Genomic DNA, 19,139 nt, shown 5'->3' on the forward strand with positions numbered 1-19,139 from the left:
GTGATGCCCCGCCGGGCGCTGGGCCCGCTGTTGCTATCCCCGCTGCTGGCCCGCGCGGCCCTCGGCCAGAGCTTCACTCCGGCCAGCGCGCCGGACCGGCCCCTGTTCGAGCTCGCGCAGTCGCGCGGCTTCACCTTCGGCTGCGCCGTCACCGCGCAGCTGCTGGCGGATGAACCGCAATTCGCCGGGCTGGTGGCCCAGGAAGCCGGCCTGCTGGTGCCCGAATACGAGGCCAAGTTTGCCACCCTGCAGCCCGAGGAAGGCCGCTTCGACTTCGAGCCGCTGGATGCGCTGCTGCGCTGGGCGCAGCATTTCCGCAAGCCGGTGCGCGGCCATGCGCTGATCTGGCACAATGCCCTGCCCGACTGGGTGCCGCCCGCGCTGGCCGAAGGCCGCAGCCGCGCCCAGCGGGTGATGGAGACGCATTTCGACCGCGTCCTGGCGCATACCCGCGCCCGCATCCGCGACTGGGACGTGGTGAACGAGCCGATCGCCAATCCGCCCGGCAGCGACGTGCCGGAACCCGCCGGCAATACCGGCGACCTGCGCGACACGCCCTGGCTGCGCGCCTTCGGCCCCGACTACATCCCCATGGCCTTCCGCGCCGCCCGCCAGCGCGACCCGACGCTGCGGCTGACGCTGAACGATTATGGCGTGGAGGCGGACAGCCCGCCGGCGGAGGAGAAGCGCCGCCGCCTGCTGCGCCTGTTGCGCAGCCTGCGCGCGCAGAACGTGCCGCTCGACGCCGTCGGCATCCAGGGCCATCTGCAGATGCGGGAGGCCTTCAGCCCCGCCATCTTCACCACCTTCGTGCGGGAGATCCGCGCGCTCGGCCTGCAGGTGCTGATCACGGAGCTGGATGTGCGGGAGGTGAAGCCGCCGGTCGGCGATTTCGTCGCCCGCGACTCGGCCGTGGCGCAGCGCGTGCACGCCTTCGCCTCCGCCGCCTTCGAGGGCGGCGCCCGAACCCTGCTGACCTGGGGCATCAGCGACCGCTGGTCCTGGCTGCACCGGGAGGCGACGGTGGCGCTGGACCCCGGCGATGTGCATCGCGGCCTTCCCTATGACTGGGAGCTGAACCGCAAGCAGATGTGGCGCGCTCTGGCCCGCGCCTTCCTGGGGCAGCCGCCCGGCTGAGCCCGCGCTACGTCCCGAAGCGAGCGAATGCGCGCACCAGCTCCTCATAGATCGGCCGCTTGAAGCTGACGGCCAGCCCCGGCAGCTCCGCGAGCGCGGCCCAGCGCCAGGCATCGAATTCCGGATGCGGGTCGGCATCCAGGCGGATATCGGCATCCACGCCGGTGAAGCGCAGCGCGAACCATTTCTGGCGCTGGCCGCGATACTTCCGGGCGATGCGCATGGCCTGCAGCTCGGGCGGGAAGTCGTAGCTCAGCCAGTCCGGATGTTCCGCGATGATCTCGGCGCGGTCCGTGCCGATCTCCTCGGCCAGCTCACGGAGCACGGCGATGCGCAGATCCTCGCCGGGATCGACGCCGCCCTGCGGCAGCTGCCAGCCGCCGGCCGCGCCCTCCGCATTCGGCATGTCGGCGCGACGGGCCACCAGCACCTGGCCGGCGGGGTTGAACAGCAGGGCGCCGACATTGGCGCGATAGGGCAGCAGGGTCATGCCTGCCTTCTATCGCCTCAGCGCGCCGCCTGCGAGCCGGGGCGGCGCAGCAGCACTGTGACCGGCGCCAGCACCGCGCCGCGCTCCTCCAGCCCCGCCGACCAGGCCAGGATGGCGGCGGTGAAGAAGGGGGCGGGGTTGCCGAGCAGGCCAAGCGCCGATCCATGCTGTCGGGCCAGCGCCTCCAGCTCCACCAGCCGGCGCTCCACCTCGCTGCGGGTCTCGGAGGGTTCGTCCAGCACCAGGTCCACAGTGCGGCCGAAGGCGCGGGCGGGGGTGGGGGCGCCGGGGCGCGGATCGATATAGAGCAGGCCGCGCGCGGTCAGCGCCGCCTGGATGGTACCCAGCAGGTCGGCATTGGCGGCGAAGCGTTCGCCGCGCAGCCGGCCGAGCGCGCCGATCGCGCCCACCTGGCCCTGGATGCGGGCCAGCGACCAATCCAGCCGTTCCAGATTGTCATCGGCCGAAAGCCCGGTCAGCAGGGCGCGGTCGCCGGGGTCGGCATCCCGGCCGTAGCCGGCAGGTTCCAGCGGCAGGGCCACCAGCACCTCCATCCCCCGGGCCCGGGCGCGTTCCAGCAGCGGCTCGGGGCGCAGCGCATAGGGGCTGAAGGCCAGGGTCACGGCGCCGGGCAGGCGGCGGATGGCCTCGTCGGAATGTTGGGCGAACAGGCCGATATTGCCGATGATCAGCCCGATGCGCGGCCGCCGGTCCACTTCCCGGTCGAAGGGCCTTGCATAGGCGCGGATCGAGGTGCGGCCCTCCGGCCCGATCTTCGGCACCAGCCCGTGGCGGGACCGTTCCAGCAGCTGCGGATCGGGGTCCGGGATGGCGGGTTCCGCCTGGGCGGGCCGCGTCGTGGCGGGGGCCTGAGCCAGGGGCGGCGGCGCCGGTGCGGCTGGCAGGGCCGCTGGCATGAGGGCTACGGGCGCCGGGCTGACGGGAGGAGCCGCAGCAGCGGGTGTCTGTGTCGCTGTCGGGGCTGCCGGCGCCGCGGTGGCCAGGGCCAATCCAGGCGCGGGTTCCGCCGTCGCTGCAACGGCCGCCGGCGCCGCCTGCGGCGCCTCCGCCCTGCGGGTCGCGGCTGGCTGGGAAGGTTCCGGCGGCGGCGCCTCCGCCTGGCGCGGCGGCGGGCTGATGGGCGCGGCCTCCGGCTCGGCCCTGGCCTCGGCCACCGGGGCTGCGGTCTCCGGCGGCCCCACCCACTGCAGGGCACCGGCCCCGGCGCCCAGGACGAGCAGCAGTGCCGCCCAAAACAAGGCGAGGCCGCGCCGGGATGGGCGCAGCTTCACCGGCGTGGCGGCGCGGCCCGTTCTGCCGCGACCTCATTCCCCGCGGGGCGCGCCGGCCCGCTTCTGTCCCGGAGGATCACCGGGCGAGCGCGGCGCAAGGGGTCACCGCTGGGCGCGCCGCTGCGGCGCGGGGGCCGCGGCCACGGCGCGCAGCAGCTGCACCGCCTGCTGCAGCTGGTGGTCCGTTTCCGGCTTGGTCGGGTCGAAGGCCGGCGCACCCTCGGCCGGCTGCCGCACCACGCGGTCCAGCACCCCGGCCGGCAGGTTCAGCGGCGGCAGCGGCGGGGCCGGCGCCGCCTCCGTCGTCCGCTCGCCATTGTCGTTACGCAGCGACCGTCGCAGATCGGCCTCGCGGTCGCGCGTCGGGGCATTGGGGTCGGGCCGGCTGGCCAGCACCTCGATATCCGGCTCGATGCCCGTCGCCTGGATGGAGCGGCCGGAGGGGGTGTAGTAGCGCGCCGTGGTCAGGCGGATGGCGCCATTGCCCGGGATGGGCATCACCGTCTGCACGCTGCCCTTGCCGAAGGACTTCACGCCCATGACGATGGCGCGGCGATGGTCCTGCAAGGCGCCGGCGACGATTTCGCTGGCGCTGGCGGAACCGGAATTCACCAGCACCACGATGGGCAGTCCCTGGGCGATATCGCCCGGCCGCGCATTCCAGCGCTGCGCATCCTCCGGCCGGCGGGCGCGGGTGGAGACGATCTCGCCCTGGTCGAGGAAGTCGTCCGTCACCTGCACCGCCTGGTCCAGCAGGCCGCCTGGGTTGTTGCGCAGGTCCAGCACCAGGCCGCGCAGATTGCCGCCCGCCTGGCTGCGCATGGTGGTCATGGCGCGGCGCAGCGCGGCCTCGGTCTGCTCGTTGAAGGAGGAGAGCCGGATATAGGCGATGTCGTTGCCTTCCAGCCGGAAGCGCGCCACCTGCGGGCGGATCACGTCACGGGTGAGGGAGATTTCCACCGGCCGGGCCTCGCCCTCGCGCCGGATGGTCAGGCGGATGGAGCTGCCGCGCTCCCCGCGCATCTGCTCCACCGCATCCTGCAGCGACAGGCCCTGGGTGGACTGGCCGTTGAGATGGGTGATCAGGTCGCCCGGCTTGACCCCGGCGCGGGAGGCCGGGGTGTCGTCGATCGGGGAGATGACCTTCACATAGCCGTTTTCCTGCGTCACCTCGATCCCGAGGCCGCCGAACTCGCCGCGGGTCTGCACCTGCATGTCCCGGAAGGTGCGCGGGTTCATGTAGGAGGAATGCGGGTCGAGGCCCTGGAGCATGCCGTTGATGGCATTCTCGATCACGTCGCGATCGGTCACCGGCTCCACATATTCGGCGCGGACACGTTCGAAGACATCGCCGAACAGGTTCAGCAGGCGGTAGGTCTCCGCCCGGCCGCCTTCCTGCGCCCAGGCCTGGATGCCGGGCAGCGCCACCATGGGGCCGACCACGGCGCCGGCGACGAAGGCCGCCGCCACCGCGCCCGCCACGCCCAGGCGCCGCCGTCTGGACGTCCCGGCCGGGGGCATGGCCACCGGACCTGTTACGGGACCCAGGCTCGGCATCCTGCCGTTCCGTCGACCATCCTCGTGCCCCGACACGTCGCTCATGCGACCACCCGATCCTTGGGTCGCGGCCCCGCGGCCGCCGACCTGACCAACATGCCCCCGGGAGATGACCCGAAGGTTACCCCCGCGCCGCAAACCATGGGCGCGGATCGACCGGCTGCCCATTGCGGCGCAATTCCACATAAAGGGAACCGCCAGAAGCGCCAGTCCCGCCGAGGACACCGATCGGCTCGCCCGCCAGCAGCCGCTGCCCGGCCGAGGCGTCGAGCCGGTCCATGCCGGCCAGCACGAAATGGTATCCCCCTCCGCAATCCACAATCAACAACAGCCCGAAAGACCGGAAGGGCGCGGCATAGACGGCACGCCCGTTGCAGGGGGCGACCACCCGCGCACCGCCGGCCGCGGCATAGGTCAGGCCGCGATGCGGGCCGCCGGGCGCCGCCTCTCCCCAGGCGGTGGTCACCCGGCCCGCCACCGGCAAAGCGCGGCCGCCGGAGGGCACTGGCACCGCGGCCTGGCGCTGCGGCGCCCGAGTCGCGGCCGGCTCCGGTCGCTGCCGGGCCTGTTCGGCCAGCCGTGCCTCCCGCGCTTCCTCGGCGGCGGCACGGGCGCGTTCCGCTGCCTGGCGTTCCCGTTCGGCGGCGCGCGCCGCGGCGCTGGCCCTCGCGGCGGCCTCCCGCCGCTCCCGGTCCCGCTGCAGCCGGGCGAGCACATCCGCGAGATCGCCGGCCCGCGCCGCGGCGGCGGCGGCCTGGGTGGCGGCGCGTTCCTCCGCCGCTTCCGCATCGCCGCGGCGGGTGCGGGCCACGGCCAGCTCCGCCTCCAGCCCCGCCACCGCCTCTCGGGCCGCGCGTTCGGCGGCTTCCAAAGCGAGGGCTTCGCGGGCGGCCAGCCATTCGGCTTCCTGCGCCGCGGTCTGCGCCTGGCGCAGGGCGGTGGCTTCCTCCTCCAGCCGCCGGATCAGGCCGCGCAGCACCAGGGCGCCGCGCAGGGCATCCTCCGGCTCGCCGGGAATCGCCAGCACCGTCTCCGCCGGATAGAGCGACAGGCGCAGCATCACCGGCAGCAGCGGGCGCATGGCCGTGGCGCGGTCGGCGATCTGGCGGGCGGCGCGGGCGCCGGCGGCGCGGGCGGCCTCCAGCCGCTCGGTCACCGCCGCCACCTCGGTCTCCGCCGCCTGGGCCAGGGCGGCGAGCTCGACCCGTCTTGCGGCCAGCGCCACCTCCTCCTCCGCCAGGGAACGGGCGCGTTCGGCGGCTTCCTCGGCGGCGCGGCGTCGGTCCTCGGCGGCCTGCTCGGCGGCCCGCAGGTCGCGGAGGGTGGGCTGGGCCAGGGCGGATGGAGGGGCTAGCAGCAGGCCGAGCAGCAGCGTCAGGCGCGCCGCGCCATGCCCCCCGTTCCTGCACATCCGCGAAACCGCCAATCCCTGCACCCCCGGGCTGCATAGACCCCCGCCGGGCGCCGGGACAAGTTTTGCCGCCCCCGGGGCCAAAGTGTGCAGCCGCTTGGCTCCGCCATCCACCGGCGCCATGTCTGGACCACCAGGGGCATCAGGCCCCGAACGAGGTCGCTTATGGCGGAAGATCCCTACAAGGTTCTCGGGGTAGCTCGCGACGCGACGCCGGAGGCCATCAAGAAGGCCTACCGCAAGCTGGCGCGCCAGAACCACCCGGACCTGAACCCCGGCAAGCCGGAGGCCGAGGCGCGCTTCAAGGCGGCCTCCGCCGCGCATGACCTGCTCTCCGACCCCGAGCGCCGCGCCCGCTTCGACCGTGGCGAGATCGACGCCGAGGGGCAGGAGAGGCCGCCGCCCCGCCCGGCCGGCGGCTGGCGGCGCCATGCCGAGGCGCCGGAGGGCGGCCGCTACGACCCCTTTGCCGAGAGCGGCTTCGAGGCAGGCGATTTCGGGGACCTCTTCGCCGATATCCTCGCCCGGCAGCGGGCGGCGGAGACGGCGCCGCGGCCGGGGCGGGATGTCGCCTATCGGCTCAGCGTGCCCTTCCTCTCGGCCGTGCTGGGCGCGACGGAGCAGCTGGTGCTGCCCGATGGAAGGCAGCTCAGCGTGAAGATCCCGCCCGGCGTGGTCAGCGGCCAGTCGCTGCGCCTGCGCGGCCAGGGCGCACCCGGCCGCAATGGCGGGCCGGCCGGCAATGCGGTGATCGAGCTGGAGGTGGAGGACCATCCGCTGTTCCGTCGGGACGGCTTCGACCTGCATCTCGACCTGCCGGTGACGCTGAAGGAGGCGGTGCTGGGCGGGCCGGTGACCGTGCCCGCGCCGGCCGGCCCGCTGCGCGTCACCCTGCCCGCGGGCAGCGATACCGGCCGCCAGGTGCGGCTGCGTGGCAAGGGCGTGGCGGCGGAGGGCAGCCGCCCGGCCGGGGATCTGCTGCTGACGCTGCGCGTGGTGCTCGGCCCCCCCGATCCGGCGCTGGAAGCTTTCGTGCGCGACTGGACGCCCCAAAAACCTTTCGACCCGCGCGAAGCCATGGATGACACGCCATGATGACGCTGGAGGTGCTCTGCGCCCGTTTCGAGGGCCTGGACCCCGAGGATCTGCGCGGCTGGATCGGCGCCGGCCTGCTGCGCGCCGATGCCGAGGGCGAGACCCTGGTCTTCCAGGAGATCGACGTGGAGCGGGTGCGCCTGATCCTGGAGCTGCGAGAGACCCTGGCGCTGGAGGAGGAGGCGCTGGCCCTGGTGCTGTCGCTGCTCGACCAGATCTACGCGCTGCGCCGCCGCCTGGGCGAAAGCTAGCGAAGCAGCGACCGGCCCGTCATCGCCGCCGGCTGCGCCACGCCCAGCAGCGCCAGCAGCGTCGGCGCGATATCGGCCAGGCGGCCATCGGCCAGCGTCGCGCCGGCGGGCGCGTTCATCAGCATCACCGGCACCGGGTTGGTGGTGTGGGCGGTATGCGGGCCGCCGGTCACCGGGTCGCGCATCAGCTCCGCATTGCCGTGGTCGGCGGTGACCAGCAGGCAGCCGCCGGCGGCGCGGATGGCCTCCGCGATGCGGCCGAGGCCGGCATCCACGGCCTCGCAGGCCAGGGTCGCGGCGGCCAGGCTGCCGGTATGGCCGACCATGTCGGCATTGGCGAAGTTCAGCACGATCAGGTCGTATTTTCCCGACTCGATCGCGGCGACGCATTTCTCGGTCAGCTCGGGCGCGGACATCTCGGGCTGCAGGTCGTAGGTCGCGACCTTGGGGGAGGCGACCATGATGCGGTCCTCGCCCGGATAGGCCGTCTCCTCCCCGCCATTCAGGAAGTAGGTGACGTGCGGATACTTCTCGGTCTCCGCCATGTGCAGCTGGGTGAGGCCGGCGGCGGAGACGACGGCACCCAGGATGTCCGCCATGGATTGCGGCGGAAACAGCGCCGGCAGGAAGGGCGCCAGCTGGCTGCTGTATTCGGTCATGCTGGCCGTCGCGACGAAGCGGATGGTGGGATCGGCTTCGAACCCGGCGAAGCCGGGATCGACGAGGGAGGCCATGATCTCCCGCACCCGGTCGGCGCGGTAGTTGAAGCAGAGCAGCCCGTCGCCGTGGTTCATGCAGGCGAAGTCGCCGATGACGCTGGCCGGCAGGAACTCATCCGTCTTGCCGGCGGCATGCGCGGCGGCGATGGCCTCCTGCGCCGTGGCGAAGCGGGCGCCCTTGGCCCGCACCATCACGTCATGCGCCTGCTGCACCCGCTCCCAGCGATTGTCGCGGTCCATGGCGAAGTAGCGGCCGCAGAGCGTGACGATGCGCGCGCCCGCCGGCAGTGCCGCCTCGAATTTCTGGACGAATTCGGGGGCGGAGCTGGGGGCGGTGTCGCGGCCATCGGTCCAGCCATGCACCAGCACGGTGAGGCCGGCGGCGGTGGCGGCATGGGCCAGGGCCAGGGCGTGCTTCTGGTGGCTATGCACGCCGCCTTCCGACAGCAGGCCCATCAGGTGCAGCACGCCGCCCGAGGCCTTGGTGCGCGCGACCAGCGTGGTGAAGGCGGGCAGGCTGGCGAGGCTGCCATCGGCGACGGCGGCATCGATCCGCACCAGGTCCTGCATCACCACCCGCCCGGCGCCGATATTCAGGTGGCCGACCTCGGAATTGCCCATCTGCCCTTCCGGCAGCCCGACATCGAGGCCCGAGGTGCGCAGGAAGGCGCGGGGACCTGCGGCCCAGAGCGCATCGAAGGTGGGTGTCTTCGCCTGCCGCACCGCATTGTCCGCCGCTTCCTCCCGCCATCCCCAGCCATCGAGGATCGCGAGCATCACGGGGCGGTGGGCGGCTGCTGGCATCTTTCGACAATGTCCTGCGTAAGGATCCCGCTGGCTGTACAGCAAGCGTGCGGGGAAATGAACGGGGCCGGGCGGTGGCTTCAGCGTGAGGCGCGCAGCTCCGCCATTTCCGCCCGCAGGGCGCGGATCTCGGCCAGCAGCATCTGGCTGTCCAGATGCGCCGCGCTGCGCGCCGCATCGGTCGCCGCCTGGCTGGCGGCGGCATCGGCGGATTCGCGCTGCTCGCGCAGCGTCTGGATGGATTCCACGATGACGCCGATGAACAGGTTCAGCACCACGAAGGTGGCAATCAGGATGAAGGGCAGGAAGAAGACCAGCGCATAGGGCTCCGCCTCCATCGCCGGCTTCACGATATTCGCCCAGTCATCCAGCGTCATCAGCTGGAACAGGGTGAAGAAGGCGGCGCCGAGGCTGCCGAACTGCTCGGGCATCGCCTCCCCGAACAGTTTCACCGACATCACGGCGAAGACATAGAAGATCAGCACCATCAGCAGCACGATGCTGCCCATGCCCGGCAGCGCCGCCAGCATCGCCTCCACCACATTACGCAGCGAGGGCACGATGCTGATCAGCCGCAGCACCCGCAGCACGCGAAGTGCCCGTAGGACGGACAGCGCCCCGGTGGCCGGCGCCCAGGAAATGGCGACCACCAGCACGTCGAAGATGCCCCAGGGGTCGCGGAAGAAACGGCCGCGGAAGGCAAAGATCCGGAGCGCGATCTCGGCCGTGAAAATCCACAGCAGGCCGGTATCCACCGCATGCAGCAGCCCGCCCCAGCTTTCCATGATGGTGTCCGAGGTCTCGAGCCCGAGCGTGACTGCGTTCAGCACGATCAGCCCGATCACCACCCGCTGGAACAGGGGCGACAGGACCAGCCGCGCGACACGCGCGCGCGGCGTCTCCGCGGCATCGGCGGGGGTGAGGACTTCCTGCATCGGATCGGGGCTTCCCTGGGCGGCGCGCAGGGAATGGCCTTTCCCCGCGCCGCGTTCAAGTCCCCGGAACGATTACATCAGGATCGCGGGCACGCCGAAGATATGGCGATGGAAATGCAGCAGCAGCGCCCAGAGCAGCAGCCCCACCAGCGGCGGCATCAGCCCGATCTCGCCCGGCACGAGCCGGTTGCGGCCGGCGGCGATGGCCGCGAAGGGGACGATGCTGGTGCGCGCGGCGAAGTCCGGCCAGGCCTGCGGATGCCGCGCCGCCAGCTTGGCGTCGATCGAGGGCATGCCCGCCAGCGCCGTCACCAGGAAAGCGCCGAAGAAGACGAGGGAGGCGGCATCCCCATTGCCCAGAATGTGGATGCCGGCCCAGAGGGCGAAGGACCACAGCATCGGGTGGCGGGTGACGCGCTGGATGCCGCGGGGTTCCTCCCCCAGCCCCTTGCCGCCCACCGCCGTGGGGTTGCGCTTGTGGCTGGTCATGAACAGCACCAGCGTCGGCAGCATCAGCGCCGCCAGCACCCAGCGCAGCCCGGGCCCCGCGAACCACAGCGGCGTGGTCGGCGCCGCCCGCCAGGCCAGCACCAGGAGCGCGATGGAGACGACGGAGGCGAGGGAGAAGCCGATCATGAAGGCCTTCTCGCCCACCGCGCCGATCACCCGGGCCCGCAGCGCGGTGCCCGAAATGCCGACATGCACGAAAATCCAGAGCAGGGCGGCGAGGATCAGCAGGGTCATGATGCGGCACTCCGGCGATGGCCGGAGCACTCAAGCAGGACGCCAGGCCCGGTGATAGGGATGGTTGGTGCGGATCGCCTGCACGCGGAACAATTGTTCGGCCAGCAGGCCCCGCACCAGGAAATGCGGCCAGGTCAGCGGGCCCAGCGAAAGACGGTGGTCGGCGCGGTCCAGCACCGCCTGGTCCAACCCCTCCGTCCCGCCGATCAGGTAGCAGACGGTCTGGGCCGCCTCGTCCCAGCGGGTGACCAGCGCCGCGAATTGCTCCGTGCTCGGCGCCTTGCCGCCGAGGTCCATCGCCACGACGAAGGCCGGATCGGGCAGGGCGGCGAGCAGGGCCGCACCTTCCCGCCGGCGGATCTCGGCGGGGTTGCCGCCCTGCGCCTCCGGCAGTTCGGTCACCGCCAGGGCCGGGCGGAGCCGGGCCGCGTGCTGTTCGAACAGCGCGCGTTCCGGCCCCGGCTTCATCCGGCCGATGGCGATCAGCCGGGCACCCCTAGACGTCGTCGTCCTCCTCGATGCCCGGCTCCGGCACGCTGCCGTCATCGGGCAGGGGCGTGCGGTCCTCCTCCGTCGCGGCGGCGGGGCTGTCCGGGCCCCACATCCGCTCCAGCCCGTACAGCGCGCGGGCTTCGGGCTTGAACAGATGCACGACCAGGTCGCCGGCATCGATCAGCACCCAGTCCGGGGAGGCCTGGGTGGCGTCGCGGCGCAGCTTCAGGCCTTCCTTCTCGAAGGCCTCCTCCAGATGCGTGGCGATGGCCTGCATCTGGCGGTCGGATTGCGCGGTGGCGATCACCAGGCAGTCCGCATAGTCGGCGCGGCCGGTGACATCCAGCACCAGGATGTTCTCGGCCTTGTCGGCATCCAGGCTTTCGCGCGCGGCGGCGACCAGCCGGTCGAGCAGCGCGGGTTCCACCTTCTGGCGCTCCCGGCGCGCGGGGCGCGGGCCAGAGGCGGTCTCGGCCTCGGCGGGCGCCTGGTCGATCGGCGGCTCGGCGGGCGGTTCCTCGGGAGTCGGCACCAGCGGCTCCGCCTTCTTCTTCCGCGCCGCGCGGGGTTTGGGCGCGGGCGGCGGAGGGGCGGATTCCTCCGGGGCGGGTTCCGGGGTCGCCGCCACGGCCGCCTTCGGCTTGCGGGTGGCGCGCGGCTTGGCGGCGGGCGCCGGCTCGGCCGGTACCGCGGCCATGAGCTCCGGCGCCTCGGCGGGCTTCGCCTTGCGCGTGGCGCGCGGCTTTGGCGCGGGCGCTTCTGCCGCTGGCGCGGGCTTGGCGGAGGCTTTTGGCTTGGCGGCGCGCTTTGCGGCGGCCTTGGGCTTGGCGACGGCCTTGGCGGGCGCCGTCGTCTTGGCGGCGGGCTTTGCAGCCGCCTTCGGCTTGGCCACAGCCTTGGCAGGCGCCTTGGCCTTGGCAGCCGGCTTTGCGGCGGCCTTCGGCTTGGCAGCGGGTTTCGCCGCGGCCTTCGGCTTGGCAACAGCCTTGGCGGGCGCCTTGGCCTTGGCAGCGGGCTTTGCGGCGGCCTTCGGCTTGGCGGCAGCCTTGGCGGGCGCCTTGGCCTTGGCAGCGGGCTTCGCGGCGGCCTTCGGCTTGGCAGCAGCCTTGGCGGGCGCCTTGGCCTTGGCAGCCGGCTTCGCGGCGGCCTTCGGCTTGGCAGCGGGCTTTGCGGCGGCCTTCGGCTTGGCGGCAGCCTTGGCGGGCGCCTTGGCCTTGGCAGCCGGCTTCGTGGCGGCCTTCGGCTTGGCGGCAGCCTTGGTGGGCGCCTTGGCCTTGGCAGCCGGCTTCGCGGCGGCCTTCGGCTTGGCAGCGGGCTTTGCGGCGGCCTTCGGCTTGGCGGCAGCCTTGGCGGGCGCCTTGGCCTTGGCAGCCGGCTTCGCCGCAGCCTTCGGCTTGGCCGCGGTGCGGGTGCTGGTGGCCTGGCGCGCGGCGAGGGCGCGGGGGCGGGGAGTCGCGGACTCCTCCGTCAGCGGCTCAGGTTTTTGTGGTGTGCGGGCGATGGCCGCCTCCTCTGGTCGAATGCGTTTCGGCAGGCTGTAGCACAACATGCGAGGTCATGCCGCGTTCGTCGCGGCGCGAATTGCGGTGGCGGAGGCGGGATGCTCCGTGCTCGGCACGAAGCACCAGGGCGCATGCCCCGGCACCTTGCCCTGCAGCAGGGCGCCAGGCCGCCGCCGGTGCCGCGCCAGGCGATGCGCGGCCTGGCTCGCCAGCGCCCGCCGCGTCCAGCCGGGGCGCGGTAGCACGGCAATGGGCGTCTCGGCCGCAATCTCCTCCCAGCCCTGCCAGCGCGGCAGCTGGCACAGGTTGTCGGCGCCGATCACCAGCACGAAGCGCGCGCGCCGAAAATGCCGCCGCAGCGCCCGCAGCGTATCCACCGTGTAGCGCGTGCCGAGCGCGGCCTCGATCGCCGTGGCGCGTATGCGGCGCCCATCGGCGATGGCCCGCGCCGAGTCCAGCCGCGCGGCCAGCGGCGCCATGCCGCGCGCCGGCTTCAGCGGATTGCCGGGCGAGACCATCAGCCAGACCTCGTCCAGCCGCAGCGCGCGGCGCACCCGCTCCGCCACATGGCGATGCCCGGCATGGGCCGGGTTGAAGCTGCCGCCGAGCAGGCCGATCCGCCGACGGCGGCGATCGCCCCGCGGATTGAGCGTCACGACCTCATCGGATCCGCACGCTGACCGTCACCGGCGCGTCCAGCAGCCCGGTATAGGTGGCGGCATAGTCGTGCCCCGCCTGCGCCGGGAGGGCGGGCGAGAAGCCGCCGAGGGAGACATATTCGCCCGCCCGCAGCCGCAGCCCCTGGGCGCGCAGATCCTCCACCAGCCAGGCGAGCGCGGCCAGCGGATGGCCGAGCAGCGCGCTGCCCGGCGCCCGCGCCACCTCCCGCCCGTCATCGGTCAGCGTCACCACCATGGAGGCCAGCCGCGCCGCGAATTCCGGCGTGGCCTGCACGGGAATCTCCTCGCCCAGCACGCCGAGCCGGGCGCCGACATTGATCGAGACCAGCAGCGGGCCGGACCAGGCGGTGCCGGCGCCATGCACCAGGTCGGGCAGCTCGATGAAGGGAATCACGGCGTCCAGGTGGCGCAGCAGCGCCACGGGGTCGCGGCCGGCTTCGTTCACCCCCTCATCCCGCACGCGCACCAGCAGGTCGCTTTCCACCGAGGGGACGATGCCGAAGCCGGCCTGGATCTCGGCGCCGGAGCGGGCGCGGACGGTGCCGTGGAAGATGGCGCCGGCCACCGGATGCGGCACGCCGAAACGCTGCTGCGCGGTGGCATTGGTCAGCCCCACCTTCCAGCCGACGCGGTCGCCCCAGGGCTGCGCCAGCACCGCCACAAGCCGGTCCCGCGCGCAGGTCGCATCGGCCAGCGTCATGCCGGGGGGCGGCAGCGGCGCCGCGCGGCGTTCCAGGATGGCGGCGGCAAGCCGCGCCACCTCCGGCACCTCCGGACAGGCGGCGAAGGCGGGGGCGGCGAGCAGCGCAAGGGCGGCGGCGGCGGCGGCGGTCTTCATGATCTTGTTTCCCCCCTTCCTCGGCAGGCCCGGTCAGGGCCGTGTCTGTCCCGTTCCGATCACCTGGTAGCGGAATGTGCACAGCTGCTCCGGCCCCACCGGGCCGCGCGCATGCAGCCGGCCGGTGGCGATGCCGATCTCCGCGCCGAAGCCGAATTCCCCGCCGTCGCAGAACTGCGTCGAGGCATTGTGCATGCCCACGGCAGACGAAAGCCGGGCCAGGAAATCCGCCGCCACGGCGTCATCCTGGGTGATGATCGCCTCGGTATGCTCGCTGCCGAAGCGGGCGATGTGGTCCAGCGCCGCCTCCAGGCCATCGACCACCTTCACCGAGAGCACCGCATCCAGCCATTCGGTGGCGAAATCCGCCTCCGTCGCCGGCGCCAGCTCCGGCAGAATGGCCCGCGCGCGATCATCGGCGCGGAAATCGCAGCCCAGTGCGCGCAGGTCCTGCACCAGGATCGGCAGCAGGGAGGGCGCGATGGCAGCGTCGATCAGCAGCGTCTCGGTGGCGCCGCAGACGCCGGTGCGGCGCATCTTCGCATTGGCCAGGATGCGGCGCGCCATTTCCGGGTCGGCGGCGGCGTGGATGTAGGTGTGGCACAGGCCCTCGGCATGGGCGAGGACCGGCACGCGCGCCTCCTCCTGCACCCGCTGCACCAGGCCCTTGCCGCCGCGCGGGATGATCAGGTCGATCAGCCCGGCGGCGCGCAGCATGGCGGCGACGAAGGCGCGATCGGCGGTCGGTGCTACCTGCACCGCGGCCTCCGGCAGGCCGGCGGCGCGCAGGCCTTCCACCATGCAGCCATGGATAGCCGCCGCGCTGCGCAGCGATTCCTTGCCGCCGCGCAGGATCACGGCGCTGCCCGCCTTCAGGCACAGCGCCGCGGCATCGGCGCCGACATTGGGGCGGCTTTCATAGATCATGCCGATGACGCCAAGCGGTTGCGCCACGCGGCGGATCACCAGGCCATTGGGGCGCGTCCATTCGGACAGCACGCGGCCCACCGGGTCGGGCAGCGCCGCCACTTCCTCCACCGCGCAGGCCATCGCCTCCACCCGCGCCGGCGTCAGCGCCAGGCGGTCGCGGAAGGCGGGGGAGAGGTCGGGGGCGGCGGCCAGGTCCTCGGCATTCGCAGCCAGAACCAGATCCGACCGGGCGCGGAGCGCGGCGGCGGCGGCCATCAGCGCCGCATCCCGCTGCGGTCGCGGCGCCGTGGCGAGGCTGCGGGCCGCATCGCGGGCGGCACGGGCAGCGGTCTCGAGCAGGCGGGCAACCTCGTCGGCCAGGGCGTTCATGGCGATATCTCCTGCCCCGAGAGGTAGCGCGTGGCCGGCGGGGAGGGAAGCACACTCGGTTACCGAGGCCGCAGGTGGTTGTAACAGGGGCTGGCGCAAGGCACCTCACGCCCGCGTGTCATCATCCTGCCTTATGGCGACGATGCGGTCTTGCGATTGGGGCGAAACGAGGACGGGGACTATCTCACCGCCAACGCCGCCGCTCCTGACGAAGGATGCCCCGGCAGAGACGAGTTGAGGATAAGAGAATGACCCGCATCAATCGCATCGCCACGGCGATGTTCGCCGCCGGAGCCCTGAGCTTCGCGGTGCCCGCCCTGGCCCAGGACGTTTCTTACCCCCGCGTGGTCGGGACTGGTGAGAATGCTTCCGTGGAGTATGGCCCTGCTGGTTCCCGTAACACGCTGGGCGGTGGCGCGGTGGTCGTGGCCACCGGCCATGACGGCCGCTGGCGCATCACCCATACCGATCCGAGCTACGCCCAGCGCGCCCCGAACGGCCTGGTACCGGTGACGGTGGGCAGCGGCGAGAACGCGAACACCGCCTGGGTTCCGGCCGGCGTCGCGCCGACCACCGGCCTGGCGGGCAGCTTCGCCGGCACGGGTGGCTGATCCGGCATCCGGCCGAGCCACTGAATAGAGACAGAGCGGGCGGCGGCCATGGGGCCGCGCCCGAGAGGGGGCCAGGACGGCCCAAGCAGATAGGATGATCGAGATGACCCGCTTCAATCGCATTGCCGCCGCGGCCCTGGCCGCCGCCACCGTGTCCCTGGCCGCCCCGGCCTTCGCCCAGACCATCGCCGAGAACAGCTACTTCCCGCAGGTGGTCGGCAGCGGCGAGAACGCTTCCGTGGTCTACGGCCCTGCCGCATCGCAGAACGTCGTGGGCGGCGGTGCCGTCTCGGTGACCGAGGAGCCGAATGGCAGCGTGCATATCCGCCATACGGACAGCAGCTTCGTGCAGCAGGGCCGCCAGGGCCTGGTGCCGGTGACGGTGGGCTCGGGCGAGAGCCAGCGCACCGTCTGGGTGCCCCAGGCCGAGGCCACGCCGCGCGCGGCGACCGGCTTCCGCGGCTGATACCAGCGCCATCGACGTGAGAGGGGGCGGTCCGCAAGGGCCGCCCCTTTTGCATGCGCGCTACCGGTTCACCCGCAGGCCCGCAAAACGAATAATGCCGTCGGGGCTCGGCACGAAACCCTCAACGCCGCGGCGCATCGCCCAGAACCAGCGGTGGTGATACAGCATCAGATGCGGGCGGTCTGCCAGCCAGATCGTCGCCGCTTCCCGGTACAGCGCGTGGCGGCGCGCCGTCTCCGTCACCTGCCGCGCCTCCGCGAACAGCGCATCGACGCGCGGATTGGCGTATTGGCCCCAGTTCAGGAAGCCGTTGGAGGCCAGCCAGAAGCTGATATTGCCATCCGGATCCGGCCGGCCGGACCAGATGGCGATCGCGGCCTCATAATCGCCGCGCCGCGTCGCGGCCACCATGGCGCCGGATTCCAGCGTCTCGATGCTGATGTCGAAGCCGCCTTCCGCCGCCATGGCCTGGATGATCTGCGCCACCTGCGATTCCACCGGCTGGTTCGGCACCTTCAGCGTGAAGGCGACGCGGTCGTGCCCGGCCTCCCGCAGCAGGGCGCGCGCCCGGGCCGGGTCGCGCGGCGGCGGGGCGAGGTCGGCGAAGTGATAGGCGGTGCCCGGCGCTTCCGGCTGGTTGTTGGCCAGGAACCGGCCCTCCAGCGCCACCTGGTTGATGATGCTGCGGTCGATGCTGCGCTCAAAAGCCTCCCGCACCCGCGGATCGGCGCCCAGCGGGCGCTGCGCCAGCGGGCCGTTGCCGACATTGATGCTGAGCGTCTGGTACGCGATGGAATCGCCGGCGACGAGGCGCAGGCGCTGGTCGCGCTCGACCGAGGGCAGGTCCACCGGCGCCACGCGCTCGATCAGGTCGAGCTGGCCGGCACGCAGGTTCAGCAGGCGGACATTGTTGTCGGGGATCGGCAGGAAGACCAGGCGATCGGCATGGATATTCGCGGCATTCCAGTGGCCCGCGAATTTTCCGAATTCAATCCGATCCTGAGCGACGCGGCGTGTCAGCCGGAAGGGGCCGGAGCAGACCGGGTTCTCCCCCACCCGCTCCGCCATCGGCAGCACGGCGGGGGAGAGCATCATGCCGGCCCGGTCGGACAGTACGGAAAGCAGCGGCGCGAAGGGTTCGGACAGCACCAGGCGAACGGTGCGCGCATCCGGCGTCTGCACTTCGGAGACCTGCTGCAATTCGGTGCGGCGACGGCTTTCGCGGGCGGTGCGGTAGCGGTCGAGATTGGCCTTCACCGCAGCGGCGTCGATCGGCGCGCCATCCTGGAAGCGGGCGCCTTCGCGCAGCGTCAGGGTCAGGGCGCGGCCATCCGGCGCCCATTCCCAGGCGGTGGCGAGCTCGGGGCGGAACTGCAGGTCCGGCCCCACATCGACCAGCTTGTCGCACATGGCGGCAAAGACCACGCGCTCGACGAAGCTGCCGGATTGCGCGGGATCGAGCACGGCGGGGTCGGCGCCGATGCCGATGCGCAAGGTGGTCGGCGCGGCGCCGGTCTGGGCCAGCGCGGGCTGCGCCAGAAGCAGCAGGGCGGCGAGGGAAAGGGCACGGCGCATCGGCGAGGTCCTCGGCCTGGGGAGGGTGGCATCCTGCGCGCATCCCAGCCGTGCCGGCAAATCCCCCCAGGTTCAGCTGCGGATCCGGAGGCGTCCGACGGGTCAGCTGGCCTGGGCCAGCACCACCAGGTCGTCGCGGTGGATGATCTCGTCCCGGCCGCGCCAGCCCAGGATCGCCTCCAGCTCCTCACTGCGATGGCCGGCGATGCGGGTGGCGTCGGCGGCATCATAGGCGACCAGGCCGCGCGCCAGCACGCGCCCCGCCTCGTCCCGCACGCTGACCGGGTCGCCACGCTCGAACCGTCCCTCCACCGCGCGCACCCCGGCCGGCAGCAGGGAGGAGCCGCGCGCCAGCGCCCGGGCCGCGCCGGCATCCACCACCAGCGCGCCGAGCGGCGCCAGGCTGCCCGCGATCCAGCGCTTGCGGGCGGAGCGGCCCTCGCCCTCGGCCAGGAACCAGGTGCAGGGCGCGCCCTGCTGCATGGCCTCCAGCGGCCGGTCCCGCGCGCCGAGGGCGATGGCCATGGCGCAGCCGGCGCCGGTGGCGATGCGGGCCGCGATCAGCTTGGTGCGCATGCCGCCGGAGGAATAGCCGGGCGGCGGCTCGCCCCCCATGGCCATGATCTCCTCCGTGATGTGCTCCACCACAGGGATATGCGCGGCGGCGGGGTCGCGGCGCGGGTCGGCGGTGTAGAGGCCGTCGATGTCGGACAGCAGCACCAGCGCATCCGCCTCCACCATCTCCGCCACCCGGGCGGCCAGGCGGTCATTGTCGCCGAAGCGGATTTCGGCGGTGGCCACCGTGTCGTTCTCGTTGATGACGGGGATGCAGCCCAGCGCCAGCAGCGTGTTCAGCGTGGCCCGCGCATTCAGGTAGCGGCGACGGTCCTCGCTATCCTCCAGCGTCAGCAGCAGCTGCGCGGCGTTCAACTGCACGGCGGCCAGCGCATCGGCCCAGGCGCCGGCCAGGCGGATCTGCCCGACCGCGGCGGCCGCCTGCTTCTCCTCCAGCCGCAGCGTTTTTTTCCGAGTGAGGCCGAGCGCGTGGCGCGCCAGGGCGATGGCACCGGAGGAGACCAGGATCACCTCCGCCCCCCGTGCCCGCAGCGCCGCCACATCCTGCGCCACGCCGGCCAGCCAGGCGGCGCGCGGCGCGGCGGTGGCATTGTCCACCACCAGGGCGGAGCCGATCTTCACGACGATGCGGCGGGTGGTGGCGAGGGAGGGCGGCATGGGCGGGT

19 protein-coding genes are annotated in these 19,139 nt (G+C 72.7%); 5 read left to right on the plus strand and 14 right to left on the minus strand.

Features of this window, described 5'->3' with window-relative positions:
• The first annotated feature begins 3 nt into the window (after positions 1-3).
• Positions 4-1,137: an endo-1,4-beta-xylanase gene (locus J3S20_RS05940; RefSeq protein ID WP_216835327.1), complete on the plus strand. Its 1,134-nt coding sequence runs from the start codon at positions 4-6 to the stop codon at positions 1,135-1,137.
• A 7-nt stretch (positions 1,138-1,144) separates the two neighbouring features.
• Here the strand turns inward: J3S20_RS05940 and J3S20_RS05945 are convergent, their stop codons facing one another.
• The 4 genes from J3S20_RS05945 to J3S20_RS05960 all read right to left on the minus strand — a co-directional run bounded on the left by J3S20_RS05945 (position 1,145) and on the right by J3S20_RS05960 (position 5,887).
• Positions 1,145-1,627, minus strand: coding sequence for an RNA pyrophosphohydrolase (locus tag J3S20_RS05945; protein ID WP_216835328.1), 483 nt, complete (start codon positions 1,625-1,627; stop codon positions 1,145-1,147).
• Between the two features lie 17 nt (positions 1,628-1,644).
• Positions 1,645-2,544 carry a divergent polysaccharide deacetylase family protein gene (locus J3S20_RS05950; protein WP_216835329.1) on the minus strand — a complete coding sequence of 300 codons (900 nt, stop codon included), beginning with the start codon at positions 2,542-2,544 and terminating at the stop codon, positions 1,645-1,647.
• A gap of 477 nt (positions 2,545-3,021) precedes the next feature.
• Entirely contained in the window at positions 3,022-4,440 is a 1,419-nt protein-coding gene (locus J3S20_RS05955; RefSeq protein WP_216835491.1) for a S41 family peptidase, read from the minus strand.
• Between the two features lie 157 nt (positions 4,441-4,597).
• Positions 4,598-5,887, minus strand: a complete 1,290-nt coding sequence (locus J3S20_RS05960) for a murein hydrolase activator EnvC family protein (RefSeq protein ID WP_216835330.1) — start codon at positions 5,885-5,887, stop codon at positions 4,598-4,600.
• A 165-nt stretch (positions 5,888-6,052) separates the two neighbouring features.
• Here J3S20_RS05960 and J3S20_RS05965 point away from each other — a divergent pair, with 165 nt between their 5' ends.
• Positions 6,053-6,982: a DnaJ C-terminal domain-containing protein gene (locus tag J3S20_RS05965; protein WP_216835331.1), complete on the plus strand. Its 930-nt coding sequence runs from the start codon at positions 6,053-6,055 to the stop codon at positions 6,980-6,982.
• Positions 6,979-7,233, plus strand: a complete 255-nt coding sequence (locus J3S20_RS05970) for a chaperone modulator CbpM (RefSeq protein ID WP_246602279.1) — start codon at positions 6,979-6,981, stop codon at positions 7,231-7,233. The genes J3S20_RS05965 and J3S20_RS05970 overlap by 4 nt, the downstream gene beginning before the upstream one ends.
• Here the strand turns inward: J3S20_RS05970 and gpmI are convergent.
• The 8 genes from gpmI to J3S20_RS06015 all read right to left on the minus strand — a co-directional run bounded on the left by gpmI (position 7,230) and on the right by J3S20_RS06015 (position 15,246).
• Complete coding sequence (gpmI, locus tag J3S20_RS05975; protein WP_246602280.1) at positions 7,230-8,756, minus strand: 2,3-bisphosphoglycerate-independent phosphoglycerate mutase; 1,527 nt, start codon at positions 8,754-8,756, stop codon at positions 7,230-7,232. The genes J3S20_RS05970 and gpmI overlap by 4 nt on opposite strands.
• An 80-nt stretch (positions 8,757-8,836) precedes the next feature.
• Positions 8,837-9,691: an ion transporter gene (locus tag J3S20_RS05980; protein WP_216835332.1), complete on the minus strand. Its 855-nt coding sequence runs from the start codon at positions 9,689-9,691 to the stop codon at positions 8,837-8,839.
• 72 nt (positions 9,692-9,763) lie between these two features.
• On the minus strand, positions 9,764-10,435 hold the full coding sequence (locus tag J3S20_RS05985; RefSeq protein ID WP_216835333.1) for an NnrU family protein: 672 nt from the start codon (positions 10,433-10,435) through the stop codon (positions 9,764-9,766).
• 30 nt (positions 10,436-10,465) lie between these two features.
• Positions 10,466-10,981 (minus strand): 23S rRNA (pseudouridine(1915)-N(3))-methyltransferase RlmH, encoded by a 516-nt coding sequence (locus tag J3S20_RS05990; RefSeq protein ID WP_216835334.1) that lies wholly within the window; start codon positions 10,979-10,981, stop codon positions 10,466-10,468.
• Positions 10,932-12,476, minus strand: coding sequence for a ribosome silencing factor (rsfS, locus tag J3S20_RS30755; protein WP_281419414.1), 1,545 nt, complete (start codon positions 12,474-12,476; stop codon positions 10,932-10,934). The genes J3S20_RS05990 and rsfS overlap by 50 nt, the downstream gene beginning before the upstream one ends.
• A 6-nt stretch (positions 12,477-12,482) precedes the next feature.
• A complete protein-coding gene (locus J3S20_RS06005) occupies positions 12,483-13,085 on the minus strand; it encodes a nicotinate-nucleotide adenylyltransferase (RefSeq protein ID WP_216835335.1) in 603 nt (200 codons plus the stop codon).
• A 4-nt stretch (positions 13,086-13,089) separates the two neighbouring features.
• A complete protein-coding gene (locus tag J3S20_RS06010) occupies positions 13,090-13,947 on the minus strand; it encodes a 2-keto-4-pentenoate hydratase (RefSeq protein ID WP_216835336.1) in 858 nt (285 codons plus the stop codon).
• 33 nt (positions 13,948-13,980) lie between these two features.
• A complete protein-coding gene (locus tag J3S20_RS06015) occupies positions 13,981-15,246 on the minus strand; it encodes a glutamate-5-semialdehyde dehydrogenase (protein ID WP_216835337.1) in 1,266 nt (421 codons plus the stop codon).
• Between the two features lie 248 nt (positions 15,247-15,494).
• Between J3S20_RS06015 and J3S20_RS06020 the strand changes: the two genes are divergently transcribed.
• Positions 15,495-15,857: a hypothetical protein gene (locus tag J3S20_RS06020; protein WP_216835338.1), complete on the plus strand. Its 363-nt coding sequence runs from the start codon at positions 15,495-15,497 to the stop codon at positions 15,855-15,857.
• A 103-nt stretch (positions 15,858-15,960) separates the two neighbouring features.
• Positions 15,961-16,323, plus strand: coding sequence for a hypothetical protein (locus J3S20_RS06025; protein WP_216835339.1), 363 nt, complete (start codon positions 15,961-15,963; stop codon positions 16,321-16,323).
• 60 nt (positions 16,324-16,383) lie between these two features.
• Here the strand turns inward: J3S20_RS06025 and J3S20_RS06030 are convergent, their stop codons facing one another.
• Positions 16,384-17,898 (minus strand): ABC transporter substrate-binding protein, encoded by a 1,515-nt coding sequence (locus tag J3S20_RS06030; RefSeq protein WP_216835340.1) that lies wholly within the window; start codon positions 17,896-17,898, stop codon positions 16,384-16,386.
• A gap of 102 nt (positions 17,899-18,000) precedes the next feature.
• Positions 18,001-19,131, minus strand: coding sequence for a glutamate 5-kinase (proB, locus tag J3S20_RS06035; RefSeq protein WP_216835341.1), 1,131 nt, complete (start codon positions 19,129-19,131; stop codon positions 18,001-18,003).
• Positions 19,132-19,139: the final 8 nt, after the last annotated feature.

The organism is Falsiroseomonas tokyonensis (assembly GCF_019024325.1).
GTDB classification, from domain to species: Bacteria; Pseudomonadota; Alphaproteobacteria; order Acetobacterales; family Acetobacteraceae; genus Falsiroseomonas; species Falsiroseomonas tokyonensis.

Coding starts and splice junctions, on each gene's coding strand:
- J3S20_RS05940 (WP_216835327.1), top strand. CDS start 4: ATGCCCCGCCGGGCGCTGGGCCCGCTGTTGCTATCCCCGCTGCTGGCC.
- J3S20_RS05945 (WP_216835328.1), bottom strand. CDS start 1,627: ATGACCCTGCTGCCCTATCGCGCCAATGTCGGCGCCCTGCTGTTCAAC.
- J3S20_RS05950 (WP_216835329.1), bottom strand. CDS start 2,544: ATGCCAGCGGCCCTGCCAGCCGCACCGGCGCCGCCGCCCCTGGCTCAG.
- J3S20_RS05955 (WP_216835491.1), bottom strand. CDS start 4,440: ATGCCCCCGGCCGGGACGTCCAGACGGCGGCGCCTGGGCGTGGCGGGC.
- J3S20_RS05960 (WP_216835330.1), bottom strand. CDS start 5,887: ATGTGCAGGAACGGGGGGCATGGCGCGGCGCGCCTGACGCTGCTGCTC.
- J3S20_RS05965 (WP_216835331.1), top strand. CDS start 6,053: ATGGCGGAAGATCCCTACAAGGTTCTCGGGGTAGCTCGCGACGCGACG.
- J3S20_RS05970 (WP_246602279.1), top strand. CDS start 6,979: ATGATGACGCTGGAGGTGCTCTGCGCCCGTTTCGAGGGCCTGGACCCC.
- gpmI (WP_246602280.1), bottom strand. CDS start 8,756: ATGCCAGCAGCCGCCCACCGCCCCGTGATGCTCGCGATCCTCGATGGC.
- J3S20_RS05980 (WP_216835332.1), bottom strand. CDS start 9,691: ATGCAGGAAGTCCTCACCCCCGCCGATGCCGCGGAGACGCCGCGCGCG.
- J3S20_RS05985 (WP_216835333.1), bottom strand. CDS start 10,435: ATGACCCTGCTGATCCTCGCCGCCCTGCTCTGGATTTTCGTGCATGTC.
- J3S20_RS05990 (WP_216835334.1), bottom strand. CDS start 10,981: ATGACGGCAGCGTGCCGGAGCCGGGCATCGAGGAGGACGACGACGTCT.
- rsfS (WP_281419414.1), bottom strand. CDS start 12,476: ATGTTGTGCTACAGCCTGCCGAAACGCATTCGACCAGAGGAGGCGGCC.
- J3S20_RS06010 (WP_216835336.1), bottom strand. CDS start 13,947: ATGAAGACCGCCGCCGCCGCCGCCGCCCTTGCGCTGCTCGCCGCCCCC.
- J3S20_RS06015 (WP_216835337.1), bottom strand. CDS start 15,246: ATGAACGCCCTGGCCGACGAGGTTGCCCGCCTGCTCGAGACCGCTGCC.
- J3S20_RS06020 (WP_216835338.1), top strand. CDS start 15,495: ATGACCCGCATCAATCGCATCGCCACGGCGATGTTCGCCGCCGGAGCC.
- J3S20_RS06025 (WP_216835339.1), top strand. CDS start 15,961: ATGACCCGCTTCAATCGCATTGCCGCCGCGGCCCTGGCCGCCGCCACC.
- J3S20_RS06030 (WP_216835340.1), bottom strand. CDS start 17,898: ATGCGCCGTGCCCTTTCCCTCGCCGCCCTGCTGCTTCTGGCGCAGCCC.
- proB (WP_216835341.1), bottom strand. CDS start 19,131: ATGCCGCCCTCCCTCGCCACCACCCGCCGCATCGTCGTGAAGATCGGC.